The sequence below is a fragment of the Dellaglioa sp. CoH-57-MRSF-19 genome, from assembly GCF_056781975.1.
Map to the genome: position 1 here is coordinate 18,883 of NZ_JBXAXW010000008.1, position 13,777 is coordinate 32,659.

Annotated in this window: 13 protein-coding genes; 6 read left to right on the top strand and 7 right to left on the bottom strand. The window is 37.2% G+C overall.

What is annotated here, in order from left to right; genetic code table 11:
- The first annotated feature begins 134 nt into the window (after positions 1-134).
- From AC1RO3_RS07445 to AC1RO3_RS07455, 3 genes are read left to right on the top strand one after another with little or no spacing between them, the layout of a single operon-like run.
- Positions 135-878, top strand: coding sequence for an ABC transporter ATP-binding protein (locus AC1RO3_RS07445; protein WP_014975086.1), 744 nt, complete (start codon positions 135-137; stop codon positions 876-878).
- A complete protein-coding gene (locus tag AC1RO3_RS07450; RefSeq protein WP_014975085.1) occupies positions 856-2,103 on the top strand; it encodes an ABC transporter permease in 1,248 nt (415 codons plus the stop codon). Before AC1RO3_RS07445 ends, AC1RO3_RS07450 begins: the two co-directional genes overlap by 23 nt.
- A gap of 4 nt (positions 2,104-2,107) precedes the next feature.
- Positions 2,108-2,779: a TetR/AcrR family transcriptional regulator gene (locus AC1RO3_RS07455; protein WP_481762418.1), complete on the top strand. Its 672-nt coding sequence runs from the start codon at positions 2,108-2,110 to the stop codon at positions 2,777-2,779.
- Between the two features lie 103 nt (positions 2,780-2,882).
- Here the strand turns inward: AC1RO3_RS07455 and AC1RO3_RS07460 are convergent, their stop codons facing one another.
- On the bottom strand, positions 2,883-3,065 hold the full coding sequence (locus AC1RO3_RS07460) for a hypothetical protein (protein WP_224142993.1): 183 nt from the start codon (positions 3,063-3,065) through the stop codon (positions 2,883-2,885).
- Positions 3,066-3,239: 174 nt separating this feature from the next.
- Here AC1RO3_RS07460 and trxA point away from each other — a divergent pair, with 174 nt between their 5' ends.
- From trxA to AC1RO3_RS07475, 3 genes are read left to right on the top strand one after another with little or no spacing between them, the layout of a single operon-like run.
- A complete protein-coding gene (gene trxA, locus AC1RO3_RS07465; RefSeq protein ID WP_010276702.1) occupies positions 3,240-3,566 on the top strand; it encodes a thioredoxin in 327 nt (108 codons plus the stop codon).
- A 10-nt stretch (positions 3,567-3,576) separates the two neighbouring features.
- Positions 3,577-5,220 carry an FAD-dependent oxidoreductase gene (locus AC1RO3_RS07470; RefSeq protein ID WP_481762417.1) on the top strand — a complete coding sequence of 548 codons (1,644 nt, stop codon included), beginning with the start codon at positions 3,577-3,579 and terminating at the stop codon, positions 5,218-5,220.
- Positions 5,221-5,240: 20 nt separating this feature from the next.
- On the top strand, positions 5,241-5,498 hold the full coding sequence (locus tag AC1RO3_RS07475) for a metal-sensitive transcriptional regulator (RefSeq protein ID WP_010276712.1): 258 nt from the start codon (positions 5,241-5,243) through the stop codon (positions 5,496-5,498).
- Positions 5,499-5,607: 109 nt separating this feature from the next.
- On the opposite strand, the gene AC1RO3_RS07480 is transcribed toward AC1RO3_RS07475, so the two are convergent.
- The 6 genes from AC1RO3_RS07480 to AC1RO3_RS07505 all read right to left on the bottom strand — a co-directional run.
- Entirely contained in the window at positions 5,608-5,868 is a 261-nt protein-coding gene (locus AC1RO3_RS07480) for a transposase (RefSeq protein WP_263317203.1), read from the bottom strand.
- Between the two features lie 92 nt (positions 5,869-5,960).
- On the bottom strand, positions 5,961-6,551 hold the full coding sequence (locus AC1RO3_RS07485; RefSeq protein ID WP_150262567.1) for a site-specific integrase: 591 nt from the start codon (positions 6,549-6,551) through the stop codon (positions 5,961-5,963).
- A 306-nt stretch (positions 6,552-6,857) separates the two neighbouring features.
- On the bottom strand, positions 6,858-10,574 hold the full coding sequence (locus AC1RO3_RS07490) for a type IIG restriction enzyme/methyltransferase (RefSeq protein WP_481763398.1): 3,717 nt from the start codon (positions 10,572-10,574) through the stop codon (positions 6,858-6,860).
- A gap of 138 nt (positions 10,575-10,712) precedes the next feature.
- Complete coding sequence (locus tag AC1RO3_RS07495) at positions 10,713-11,303, bottom strand: DNA-binding protein (protein WP_481762427.1); 591 nt, start codon at positions 11,301-11,303, stop codon at positions 10,713-10,715.
- Entirely contained in the window at positions 11,296-12,450 is a 1,155-nt protein-coding gene (locus tag AC1RO3_RS07500) for a RepB family plasmid replication initiator protein (RefSeq protein ID WP_150309677.1), read from the bottom strand. Before AC1RO3_RS07500 ends, AC1RO3_RS07495 begins: the two co-directional genes overlap by 8 nt.
- A 499-nt stretch (positions 12,451-12,949) precedes the next feature.
- A partial coding sequence (locus tag AC1RO3_RS07505; RefSeq protein WP_481763399.1) for a MobV family relaxase occupies positions 12,950-13,777 on the bottom strand: 828 nt, incomplete at its 5' end.

Sequence of the window (13,777 nt, forward strand, 5' to 3'; positions counted from 1 at the left end):
GGTGACAAATGGGCCGGAAACAAAATAAGTGAGTGATAACTTATTTTAATGTTGACAAACCGATATGTACTGAATTATACTAAAGCCATTAAGTGAGTGAGTATATACTCACTTTGAGAAAGAGGGTTATTAAAATGGCAACGGATTATGTCATCGCCAAGCAGGTCAGCAAGCACTTTGGTCATCAGCAAGTGCTCAATCAGATTGATTTGACACTGCCGGCTGGAATGATTTATGGTTTGATTGGGCCATCAGGAGCTGGGAAGACCACCTTGATCAAGAGTATTTTAGGGATGGAAGTTGTGGATAGTGGCACTGTTAAAGTCATGGATACGGTGATGCCCAATAGGGCGGTAATGGCACAAGTAGGGTATATGGCCCAAAGTGACGCTTTGTATGAGACACTAACGGCCCGTGAAAACCTAACCTTGTTTGGGCAATTGATGAGCGTTCCAAAAATAAAGTTAGCACAGATGATTGATTATGCAGCAGGATTAGTTGATTTAACGTCCCAATTAGACAAGCGGGTCAGTGGCTATTCGGGTGGGATGAAACGGCGCTTGTCGTTGGCAATTGCCCTGATTCAGGATCCCCAATTATTGATTTTAGATGAACCGACCGTTGGGATTGATCCAGAATTACGGCAACAAATTTGGACCGAACTAAATAAGCTCAAGGATACCGGTAAGTCGATGCTCGTGACAACGCATGTCATGGACGAAGCAGAACGGTGTGATTATCTCATGTTGATTCGGCACGGGATTGCGCTTGCTGAGGGGACACCCGCGGCACTGAAACAACAGTATGCAGTAGATACGATCGAACAGGTCTTTATGAAAGCGGGGCGGATGCAAGATGCGAACGATGGCAATAGTTAAACGAGTTTTTAAGCAAATGTTACGTGATAAGCGTACCTTGGCGCTGATGTTTTTGGCACCATTGCTGATTATGACGCTGATGTATTTCTTATTTCAAAACAACACGACGCAAGTAGCAAGCTTGGGTGTTCATCATGTAGACCAATCCGTGGTTAACGTGATCGATACCAAAAACGTGACGATTCATCATTATGATAGTTCACAGGCACGGAAAATGATTAAGCAGCATGATCTAGATGGCTATTTGACTCAGAAAAATGGTCAATTGACGATTACTTATTCAAATAGCAATCCAACCAACACGTCTTTAATTAAGGCGAGTTTACAATCAGGATTAGTCAAGTTGAAAATGAAGACGCTGGTGACCGTTACTAAGAAACAGCGCGCGGCCCTTGAATCGCAACAAGCCGCTTTGAAGAAGCTGACAGCAGCCCAGACACAAGCAACGGTGACCAAGCTGAAGACTGCCATTGCACAAGCCCAGGCCCGCGGTGACCAGGCAACTGCTGAGAAATTACAAAAGCAACTCAAGCAGGCCACAGCCACGACGTCTAGTTCGACTCAGTCAGCTAAAGCAACCAGTTATACGACTAAGTCTCATTATATTTATAGTAGTAGTGATTCAACGTTCTTTGAAAACTTTTTTCCAGCCTTTCTCGGTTTCTTTGTCTTCTTCTTTGTGTTCTTGATTTCTGGCGTTTCACTTTTGAATGAACGCACTACTGGAACCCTAAGCCGGCTACTTGCAACCCCAATTCGACGGAGTGAAATTATTATGGGCTATCTAATTGGTTATGGGGGCTTTGCCATCATTCAGACTGTCCTGACCGTTGTTTTCACAATTACGGTCTTCAAGATTCACTTAGTTGGTAGTATTTGGCTGGTCTTTCTGACTAACTTATTATTAGCGTTAGTAGCTTTGACCTTGGGTATCTTTATTTCCACCTTTGCTAACTCAGAATTTCAAATGATTCAGTTTATTCCACTGATTGTTGTACCACAAATCTTTTTTGCTGGGTTGGTTCCAGTCGATGGCATGGCCAGTTGGTTGCAAGCAATTGCCCACATCATGCCGTTATACTATGGTGCTAATGCGATGACGGCTGTTGTGACAAAGGGTGCTGGGCTTGGCGATATTGGTGTCAATTTGTTAATATTAGTAGGGTTTATGGTCGTACTAACAATGTTGAATATTGTTGGAATGAAACGTTATCGGAAGGTGTGAGGATATGGAACGACCACGGATACGGGATTATTTTCAACAGGATCTAAGTCAGAATGAAACGATTACACCTAAGCAACGGGCCATCCTCCAGGCAAGTCTCGATTTGTTTGCTGAAAAGGGTTTTGACCAGACCAGTACTAGTGATATTGCACAACGGGCCGGCGTTGCGGAGGGGACGGTCTATCGGCGGTATAAGACTAAGGCTGCCTTACGGGATGCCATCTTAGCACCAATTACCGCGCACATTGTGCCAATCTTAGTGAGTGATTTTTCAGAGGATGAATTACGGCAGCGTTATCCCAGTCTACAGGCATTCGTCACAGCAATTTTTACGGACCGAGTTGCATTTGCTAAAGCTAACGTGAAAGAGTTAAAGGTCATTTTTGAAATGGCAGCTTTTGACACCGAACGACGCGAACAGATTCTTAGCCAGATTGCGCCTAAGATGGTCAAGCAGATGGGAAGTGTCATAAATCAACTAAAAGCAGATCATTTGATTGTGGATTGGCCGAATGATTTGATACTGCAAAGTTTGTTATCGCAGCTATTCGGTTACCTAGCGCAGTTAATGCTGGAATTGCCGGGAACTGAAATTGAGCGCGAACAAGCGTATTTGATTACGGTGATGACCAAAATATTGACCCCGGGTGAACATGATCAAATTACTGGTCAGTGAGCTAACTGTTACTTGATATAAACTAAAGCCACTTCTGTACTTAGCGGTCATTTGAACGCTAAGTACAGAAGTGGCTTTGGTCGTTGCTACGCGTGTTCGTTTGTTAATCTGCTAGTATCGTCATTTTATTCAACAAACTAGTTTGTAACTGGCTGAGTGTGGTCGTCATGTAGACCGAGTAAAGATCTGGGTTGACGAGCCGCTGGGTTGTTCGTGGGAGCTCGGCAAGTTTAGCCTGGGTCGTTGCCTGAATGGTTGTAACCGGAATTGACGTGGTGTTGGACAAATCTACCGGCGCGAGTAATTGCTCTTATACTAAAAAAATAGTCCAATTTATTGACTTCTGAGCATGTTGATGAGATTGCTAAAAACTAAGAAAGAAGGTAATATATACCCTAGGGGGTATATATTACCTTCTTTCTTAATCATAGAAACCTAGAATATTTGGAGGAAAGCAGAAATGAGTGCAACAATCAAAGAAATTACTGATAGTACATTTGAAAATGAAACACAAGAAGGGGTTACTTTGACCGATTTTCGTGCTGATTGGTGCCCGCCATGCAAGATGATGGACCCTATACTACAACACTTATCAGAAGAAAATCAATTAGGCGGTAAAATAAAGTTTACCTCAGTAAATATCGATGAAAATAAACAGGTTGCCAGCCAACTAGGCATTCAAGGTATCCCCACGTTAATTATTAAGAAAAATGGTCAAGTCATTGATAAAATTGTTGGATTTCATCCTAAAGATGAAATCGAAAATACTTTAAAAAAGTATATCTAAGAGGTATAACATGAGGATTATTATAGTGGGGGGGGTAGCAGCCGGTATGTCAGCTGCTACTAGACTGCGAAGGCTATCTGAAAAAGATGAAATTATAGTCTTCGAAAAAGGCCCTTTCGTTTCTTTTGCAAATTGTGGGTTACCTTACCACATTAGCAAAACGATTAAACATCGCTCCCAATTAATTGTGCAAACCGCTGATGATTTAAGAAGTAGGTTTAATATAGATGTACGTGTTAACAGTGAAGTGACCCATATTGATAGAGATAATAAGATGATATCTGTCAATCATGATGACCAACAAGAGAAGCTATATTATGATAAATTAATATTATCTTTAGGATCTAGTCCTGTAATACCTAAGATTAAGGGGCTTCATACTCAATCAAACATTTTTCAATTACGTAATATCCCTGATTTAGATAACATTATGAGCCATTTAGATGAGAGTATTAAAACGGTTGCGGTACTTGGTGCTGGATTTATTGGTATAGAAGTTACTGAAAATTTGATTAAGAGAGGTTTTTCAGTCAATCTTATTGAACGTTCTAACCAAATATTGCCAAATCTTGATATTGAGATGGCACAGTCGATTACGAATGAGCTCATAAAAAATGACGTTCGTATCAATACGGGAACTACTATAAATAAGGTGAGCAGAGACATTCTTTATTTAGATAATGGTATGTCAATACAAGCTGATGCTGTTATTATTGCTGCAGGAATTCGACCAAATTCTGATATAGCCATAGCTGCAGGCCTAAAAGTTGGGCCCAATAAAGGCATTGTTGTGGATCATGATTTTAAAACAAGTGACTCTAACATTTATGCAATTGGTGACGTTATCAGTGTTATTCATCAAATTACTGAACAGGAAACACTAATTCCATTAGCGGGACCAGCAAACAGACATGGGCGACAAGTTGCTGATGCTATTCACGGTTTATCTATTAAAAATAAACCTGAGATTGGCACATCAATCGTTAAGGTTTTTTCTAAATCAGCTGCAAGTACAGGTATTAATGAAAAACAAGCAAAGCAACTTGGTTTAAATTATCATGTGACTCATACTTTTTCTTATCATCACGCAAGCTATTATCCTGGCGCAACACAAGTTATGATAAAACTTATTTTTACAAATACTGGTGATATTATAGGTGCCCAAGCTGTTGGAAATGAAGGGGTAGATAAGCGTATTGATCTTCTTGCAACGGCAATCAAATTTAGGCTGAAAGTAGATGATTTACCTGAACTGGAATTAACGTATGCTCCTCCTTTCGGAGCAGCTAAAGATCCCGTTCATATTTCCGGTTATGTGGCTGAAAATATTATTAATAGTCGATCTCATAATATTCAATATAATGAATTAGAGAATTACAGGCGTGATGGTTACTTATTAATTGATGTACGATCTTCTCAGGAAATTAGAGCTATGGGATTAATTAATGGTTTCATAAATATTCCGTTAGAAAAAATACGAGACCGTATTAATCAAATACCAAAAGATACTGGTATCATTGTATCGTGTGCTACAGGTCAACGAAGTTATACAGCTGAACGAATATTTATTAATAATGGATTCAGAAATGTCAAAAATCTTGATGGTGCGTTTTCACTGTATCAGTTGATGTATCCACAAAACATTGTAAAATAATTGACTTATGAGGTTCAGGTATGAATACAATAGCATATCAGTATGAAAATATACAAAATAGGTTAAAGAGATCAGCAGGCCAAATAAATGGAATTGTCAATATGATTGATGAAGAGCGTCCTTGTGAAGAGGTCGTCATACAGTTATCTGCTGTCAGAGCAAGTCTTGATAAGGCAATAAAGTTAGTTATTGCTGAAAATATTAGAAATTGTTCAGAAGCAGAAACAGGATCTGAGCAATATCAAAAGGCACTTGAACTGTTAGTTAGAGTTAAATAGATAGGAACATTAAAATTTAATATGAAAATTTAACAAATTAGAAATGCCACCGTAAAAATAGAGTATAGTGCTCAGAAGTCAATAAATTGGACTATTTTTATTCAGTTACTTAGGCAACATTTGAGATACGATTTCGATTATAAAAATTGATATACCAACCAATGGCTGCTTGGACTTCTGCTCTTGTACTAAAAAAATGGACTATTTTTAGTATAAGAGCAGTTGGGATTGATTTGAGATTTTTGACCCAGCCCGTAACCGTTTGTACAGCCAAATGATATTCATTGGCCAGCGAATTAACAGAACGACCCTCGTTGTACAAGGCAACGATTGATGATTTAAATTCAGTTGAGTATCTCTTAGCTTTCATAATAAAAAAAACCTATACTTGATTATCTCGGATTATGTCCTAGAAATAAAGCAATCCGGATTTTCAGTATACGAGCAAAATTTTTTTATAGGTTAACCAAAATCAATTTGATCTAACATCGTTTCGCGACTAGCTTGGTCTAACCCAAGGTAAGTCAGTGTCATGGCTTCACTTGAGTGATTCAATAAGTGCATGACTAAACCAATATTGTAATTTGACTGTGTATAGACACGATAAGCACCTGTTTTACGCATAGTGTGCGTGCCTAAATAGTTGATACCTAGTAGATCACCAACACGCACCATCACTTTATAAAACTGTTTCTCGGTGATATGGTGATCATGATGGGCTGTCGAGGGAAATAACCACTCAGAATTGATATTTTCTTGGACCAACCAATCATGATATTGCAACAAGTCTTGCTGAACAGGCTTTAAATATAACGTGTTTGCTTTACCGGTCTTTTTATCATGAATAAAGGCTGTATTTTTGACAGAGCCGTCTGGATTATAGACATCTGATTTTTTTAATGTCATGACATCACTCACACGTAGTAGCGTGGCCTTACCAACTTGAAAAACGGTGTAATTTCGGCGACCAGCACGGAAACTATCGAGAAGTGTATCTTGTACCATCTTTAAAACGTTGGAGTCTTTGATCGGTAGGACAATTTGTTGCGCCATGATTCATATATACCTTTCTGAAATTAAATAATTAAATTGTTTATTTATTGATGACCAGGACCGTATTTCTAAACTTCTTTTATGGTTTATTATATCACTTAACAAAAAAACAGCCCCCATTATCTACTAGTCAGATAATGGGGGCTGTTTTAATAGTCTTTCCTAGGGGTCATTATATAATTATAGACCCTTTGTTAGTGGTTATTTAAATATACTGACCATAGTCATCATTGATAATACAGAGTTCCCTTGATTAAACTCTAACTAAACCTGTATAAACTATGGCAAGTTTTTTCTCAACCATACTTATTGATTATCTACGATGTATTTATTCATTATATTAATATCTCCCATATCTAAATTGAACCAATTCACCGCAAATCGATCGGCTACATCAAGGAGATTCCCAGAATTAATCGCGTCATCTAGTTTAATGATATCTGTCTCCTTAATAAGTTCCACGTTTGGCATTGGAATTGTAGCAAGAACTTGTGGATATAATTCCAATGACTTTCCCTTTTTGCGTCCCAGTTTCACTAGCCAAAAATGAGCTATTGTGGAGTTCAGTACGGCCAAAATTACTTTTGTATATTTATCATGCCTTTGATATGCCTGACTTAGTGTAATTGCATACGAGTCATCCTTTAGATAATAACCTTGCGTATTCAACGTGAAACGTGGATTTTTTGCTCTTTTTTGGACATAAATGGTTGATTTACTTTCAAACATCCATTGTTCACGCGGCCACCATAGTTCAAACGATCGTATGCGACCGCTAGTAACTTCCCGCCTTTTCGTAAGTCTATCATAATCAGGTTGACTCTTAATCCATTTTAATAAGTTTGGAATCTTTTTTTTGTCAACAGTATGATCAATATACATCACATATGAATCTGGAAAAGTTTTTTCTGTAACCGTAGTTAATGAACTACCATTTATAAGCGGTTTGAACAAATTGCGTTCATAGTCGGTCATTGACATTGCTTCCACAGACCCCTTTCCCCAAATGAAAATCTTATTTGAGCCCGTTGTCAGTCCCAATTTAGGATTTTCAGTATACGACAGTAACGTTTTTTGGCTTTTAAGTTTCACAATTAAATCAGTCAACGATTCATCACGAGATGCTGAATCTAAAACAAAGTATCCCGTACTCTGATCTTGCAATTCGCTTTGTGGAACAAGTCCGTAGTCGGTGTTTGAGTTCTTACCCTCAACTATGAGCTCAAACACATCACTGTGAGCAGACCCCGTCTCATTCGTAACTAATGTGCTAACTTCACCAGGATAGGATGCTTTAGTTCCAAAAGTGATAACGTTGTGCTGACCGAGCGCCGAACTAAAAATCTTTAATTCCTTAAAGTTCAATAAATCAGTCAAGTGCATACGACTAATTAAATCATTACGAAGAGCTGCTCCATCAGTCGCAGTAAGCCAATAATTAGTAGTGATAAATGCCAAAGAGCCATTTTTATTCAGTAGATCGATTGCTAAGTGAATAAAATAATAAAAGAAGTCAATCTTGCCTTTCGACCATTGTGCCCCAAAATCAGTTTGAGCAACACTTTCAAAAATATCTTTATGGCCTTTCATTCCAATATAAGGTGGATTAGCAACAACTAAATCAAATCCAGTATATGCCCCATTGCCATTAAGGGCCTCAGGAAATTCGAATCGCCACTCAAATGAATTGGCAAAGAGTGGGGCCTTATTTACTTCTTTCAGTCGAGCTTCTTTGACAACAATTTGTTTATCAAGCTTTTTAATCTGCTTTTTTCGCTTTTCACGTTCATACTTGGTCTCAAACAATAGCATTCCACCCTGCAACTCATTTCGTTGTTGGTGCAGGTTACGTAGTTTAGTCCGATCACCTTTATCCAAAATGCTATTGATAATTTGGTTCTTAAAATCTTCGATCGCCTTTTCAATTTTTGACTTGACCACCTTATCATCTGTATTGCGATAATCTTGAACCAATTCTTTAAACTCAGTCACTGTCAAATCGGTATGAGCTGTGACATCACCAAGATTACGATTCAAAGCATACTTGAACACAACTGAATTTCCAGCCTTGATATTCATTTCAAGATTTGGCATAGTCCGAAGATTTCCATCTTCCTCATAATATGAATTCTTTAGCAACTCAATCCAAAGTCGAAGCCTAGTAATATTGACGGAGTTTTGATTAATATCAACCCCAAACAAATTGTGTTCAATGATATCCAGCTTCGTCTTAAATAACGTTTCTTGGATTGCCTGACGCATTTCAGATCCACGACTATAGGTAAAGTATGTTTCGTCATCACGCATAACTACGACTAACTCATCATTTTCAATTTCGATATTGACATCCATCCGAATTTCTGCCGGAAGAAGGCGTAACCTAGCCCGTAACTTTACTAAGTAATTCAAGGCGGACACCAAGAAGTGACCTGAGCCAACTGCTGGGTCCACCACCTTAAAATTCCGAAGTACACTAAGGACCTTTTCTTTGTTTTCCGGAGTGACTTCAGCAATATCAGCGATTGAATTTACTTTAAATCCGTCAGCCCTAAACTTATCAATAATTGACCTGTCTATTGCCTTCCGAACCATAAACGATGTTACGAATCCGGGGGTATAGAAGGAACCATCCTTGTATCCATTAATTTTTTCGAAAATCAAACCCAACACGGACGCATTGATTAATCTTTCATTATTCACAGATTTACCATCTGTGTTAAACGCATACGAATCAAGAAACGTTAGAAGATATCTTAACGTTGGCAACTTTTTCGTACCCTTTGTCACACGGTCGAGCAAAACTGACCGGCTTCGCAGAGATAATTCTTCATCATCCGATAAATCCGAAGGCTTGATTAACAACGTAGATTCTGTAACTGATTTCTCAAAAAGCGACGAATTTAAATATGGAACATACTCATATTTCTTCGCTAAACTTCCGCGCTGATCAACAGGCTTTGCTAGTACACCAAAAAACAATTCATTTAATCGATTGAAGTTGCTGAGGTTTTCATTCGACATGAACTTATACTTGATATCATCGTTGTTGAATTTCATCAATTGACCTTCTAGTAACTTCAAGAATAAGATTCGATTCACCCACGTCGATACAATGTTGACTGTATAATCAAACTTTTGTTCTTCATCATCAAAACGATAATCAGAAGAATCAAATGCCTTGTAAACCAATTCCGTCAAAGAACCTGATTGACGATCCGATTCGGGCAATCGTTCAATTCCCTTATCATCCTTTCGATCTCTTAACCCTATTATATATAGCAATTCGTCATAGAACTTCTGATCCAATACGTTTGAGTCAGACACAAATGACCTCTTCATTAACGTTTCAGGAGCAAGCATTCTTATGAATCGTCGAGCTCTGGTTTCGTTTATTTCGCCATTCTGTTGAAATAGATTATTTACATTTAAATGAACATATTCCAATTCGTCTTTGTGTTTCTCCACAAACGGTGCTGCAATATTGGTGTAAAAATCAGATGTAGTTACGTCTAACGTTGCTTGTTCAACTTGAGATTCGAAATAATTATTCACAAAATGCTTGTTCTTCGCAAAAATCTTATTGAATAAAGCAGCGTCAAAAATAAACCAATCAACTCCATCCGTGACAATTAAATAGGTCATCCGAGTATTGCTTGCACCAAATCTTTCTCTCATAAAATAGAGAATTAGCTCATGCAAAGCTTTTCGATTTATATGCGACTCAGAAATCATGTCTGGTGATCTTAATTTTTTCGTTTCTAACAATACATAATTAACACTTTCTTTCGAGATTACTAGATCTATCCGTCCTTCAGCGTTTACCTTAAATCCTTCTTGTTGAAAACCGAGACCTCTTAAAAAATCTCGAATATATCCTTTGTTGGTTTCTTCTGTATTTTCATCATTAATTTCAGTAATCAAATCTTTCAGCAAATTAGCTATTTCCGCTTTACGATTATCTCCGAGCGGTAGCCGATAAAACATTTTATTGATGACATTTTCAGGCTTTAATGCAACTGGCATTTTTATATCCTCACTTCCAAGTATGTTACTTTTAGTATAATCATGTTATTTTGTGCTTATAGACCACAGTATGTAGGGAACTCTGCATACCCATGATTAAACCGTCTGCTTTAGTTGTCTTTTTACTATCGTATTATATTAATTTCTTCGAAAAAAACGCCACCACTTTTTAGGTTTAGGTTGTGACTCCGGGGTGCTATTTTCAGGTTCCGGTTGTTTGTCTGGCGTCACTTCTTTTTCACCATCATCATACGGTGCCATCGTTAAGGCTTTCAAGTCCTTAATTTCTGCCTTGTATTCTTCGAGCAGTTGTTTGTCCTGTAAGGCTAGCCGTTGTTGCTGATCTAGTAGATTTTGTGTCTGATTCTGAATTTCGACTAGACTTTTTATCTGTTCATCTTTGATAGATAACTGACCGTCTTTTTTAATCAGTTGTTCTTTCAGATAATTGATTTGTTCAGACTTTTCATTAAGCAACTTGTTTTTTTCAGTATCTAATCCACTATCTAATTCGCGTCCGTTTTGGATACCTAAACTATCTAATTCAGACACTTTAGAGTAACCCATGTTTGATTTTATCTTTGATATTGCAGATTTACCAAGGTATATAGTGCCATCCAATCTTTGTATCGAATCAGTATCTAATTTAGACACCTGGTAGTGTATTTTCTTTTTTGAGACTCCCAGCTCCTCAGCAAGTTCTCGAATTGTTTTTAAATTTTCACTCATGATCTATATCCTGCCTTTTAACGATTGGTAGATACTGTTCAATCGATTTTTTAAGATACTTAGCAATATTCTTTTTAGAATAGTCATCTTGTTTATCTCGGATATATGCTAAGTGCTCTTTGACACCGTTTACTCCTCGTAAATTTTTTAATTCGTCATATAGGGGATAAACATTTTTTTGTAAGCCTGCTAAGATTTTTTTATCCATGAGATCCAAATATGATAATAAAAAGTGTTCCATAAGTAGCTTTGTATATGGACTGTCCATTGCCTGCAAAACTAATTCATTTTCACTTTCTTCTTGCCTTATCTTTCCATCAATATAATCTCGATCACCTAATTTATAACTACTATCATCTGCGACTTGTTTTTTTGTAATATGAAAGACAATGCTATCAATACTACGTCCTTTTTTTACTTTTTCATACGTGACATTAAAAGAAGTGTATGAGTTAATTTCATCAAGTCCTGCTTTTAACACTCTTTTTTCAAAATTATCAATTCTTTGATAGTCTTTTACAGTATCCGTCATTTCTCGTAAATCTCGCATACCAATAGTTGGATTGCGATAATTTTCAACTTGTTCTTCTCGCCGTCCACCCTTAACACTGTAATGCTCATACTGATTGTAGTTCATTGATAGCCAACGATATAAAATAACAGCATACTTACTATTTAATTCTGAAATATCTGACAAAGCATGTTGCGTAAAATTAGTTTTGAGATTAATTAAGTAAGGCATGATTTCAGGACTAAATCGGATTAATACCTCATCATGATAGTCCGTCCATTCTACATACGGGATTGGCACAATACTAACAAACTTAAAACCTTTATCTTGTTCTTTTTTAATCTGAAAAAATGCTTGTTTTTGCATCTTTTCAATCACTTCTTTAAAGCGACTATGCTTGTCATTATCATCTACCTTAAAAAAGGCAAATAATTCTTTCTTTGATAGATACACGGTCTGATCTTGAGGGGGATTGTCTGTATCAATTAAAGAAACAGCTAATTCAAACATTTTCAGTGGGGTTTTATCCATTTTGGCAATCGATGTAATGAGGCTATTATGTTCAACTACTTTTCGTTTTGATAAGTCATTCAAGGTCTGTACCTGCCTTGTTTTGGATTCTGGTATAATAGACATATAGATACGCTCCTTTGCGTGTTTGGATTAAGCATGAAGAAAGTCTGTCCAAAGATAATTTCTTCATGCTTTTATTATGCATTTTTATTACTACAAAATCAAAATAAAAGTAGGGGTATACACAGTTTTTTGTAGGGGTATACACAGTTTTTTGTAGGGGTATACACAGTTTTTTGTAGGGGTATAACTCTGAAAATCCTTGATAAAACACACTTTCTAACCGCGCAAAAGAACAAAAGATTAAAATATAAAAGATAAACTTATAATAGGCTCCGCCTTTTTATTGATTCAATAAAATAAAAAACAAAAAGAACACCGTTGTACATAAATTTTGTACGTGGTGTTCTTTTTGTGTTGAATCATTTCAAATGCCGGCTACCTAGTTATCTAACATAGATTGCCACTTATTAAGCCAATAGTGCCATTTTAAAGTGGTTAATGATTATTTATACGTTGCGTGGTTAAAAACGCTTAGAACGGCAAATAAACCGTTTAAACGTTAAAGACTTGGTCCTTTAAAAATATCACGCGTTAATTCAATGATTCGATTAATTAATGCTTTAACTTGTTCGATACCGCGATCTAATCTAGTTGGCGCTATTTTGGTGTCTGGATCTTCTCTAGCTGTCGTCAAGGTTTTTAACCATGACTGAGCCGCTTTCTTATTTTTAGTGATTTCTTCATGATCCAGCTTATAAAGAACATACCGAGCCTCCACATCAGTATGCGATAGTTTGTCGACACCATAATCATTTTTAAGCATATCGCGCATAGCATAATCCAGCTGTTGCTGTTCTCTGTGCCGCTTCTGAAGCGCTTGATGCGTTTCTTTTAGGTTTTGATAGTCTGCTTGGACGTCTGCTAATTGCGCTTTGACTTGTCTTAACGTTTGTTTGAGTTCTTGCGTTTCATGCTTGCTTTGTAGGGTGGCTTTCTTCATCGTGGCTAACACGCTTTTAAAGCGATCTAAGTCATCTGGTTTAAGCACCGTCTTACCAAAAAGGTTTTTAGATAAGGCTTGTTTAAAATCATCAATTTGTTTTTCGGCTAAGTCAACTTCCGTTAAGGCTTGATCCGTGATTTTAAGTACGGCCTGTTTAGCCCTAATATTTTCTTCAACGTCAGCTAGTTCCGTTTTTAAAGCGTTGAACTGATCATTGTATTTTTTGATTTCAGCGACATTCTCAAACGGTAAGGTTTTGTGATTTAAAATCCCTTGTTCATAAAATGGCAGCACTTTTTTTAAATCTTGATCTAAATCCTCATGAAAGGTTTGCAAATCCTGCCGCGTTAGCACTTCTTTAGCGGATACTTTATCACGTGACTT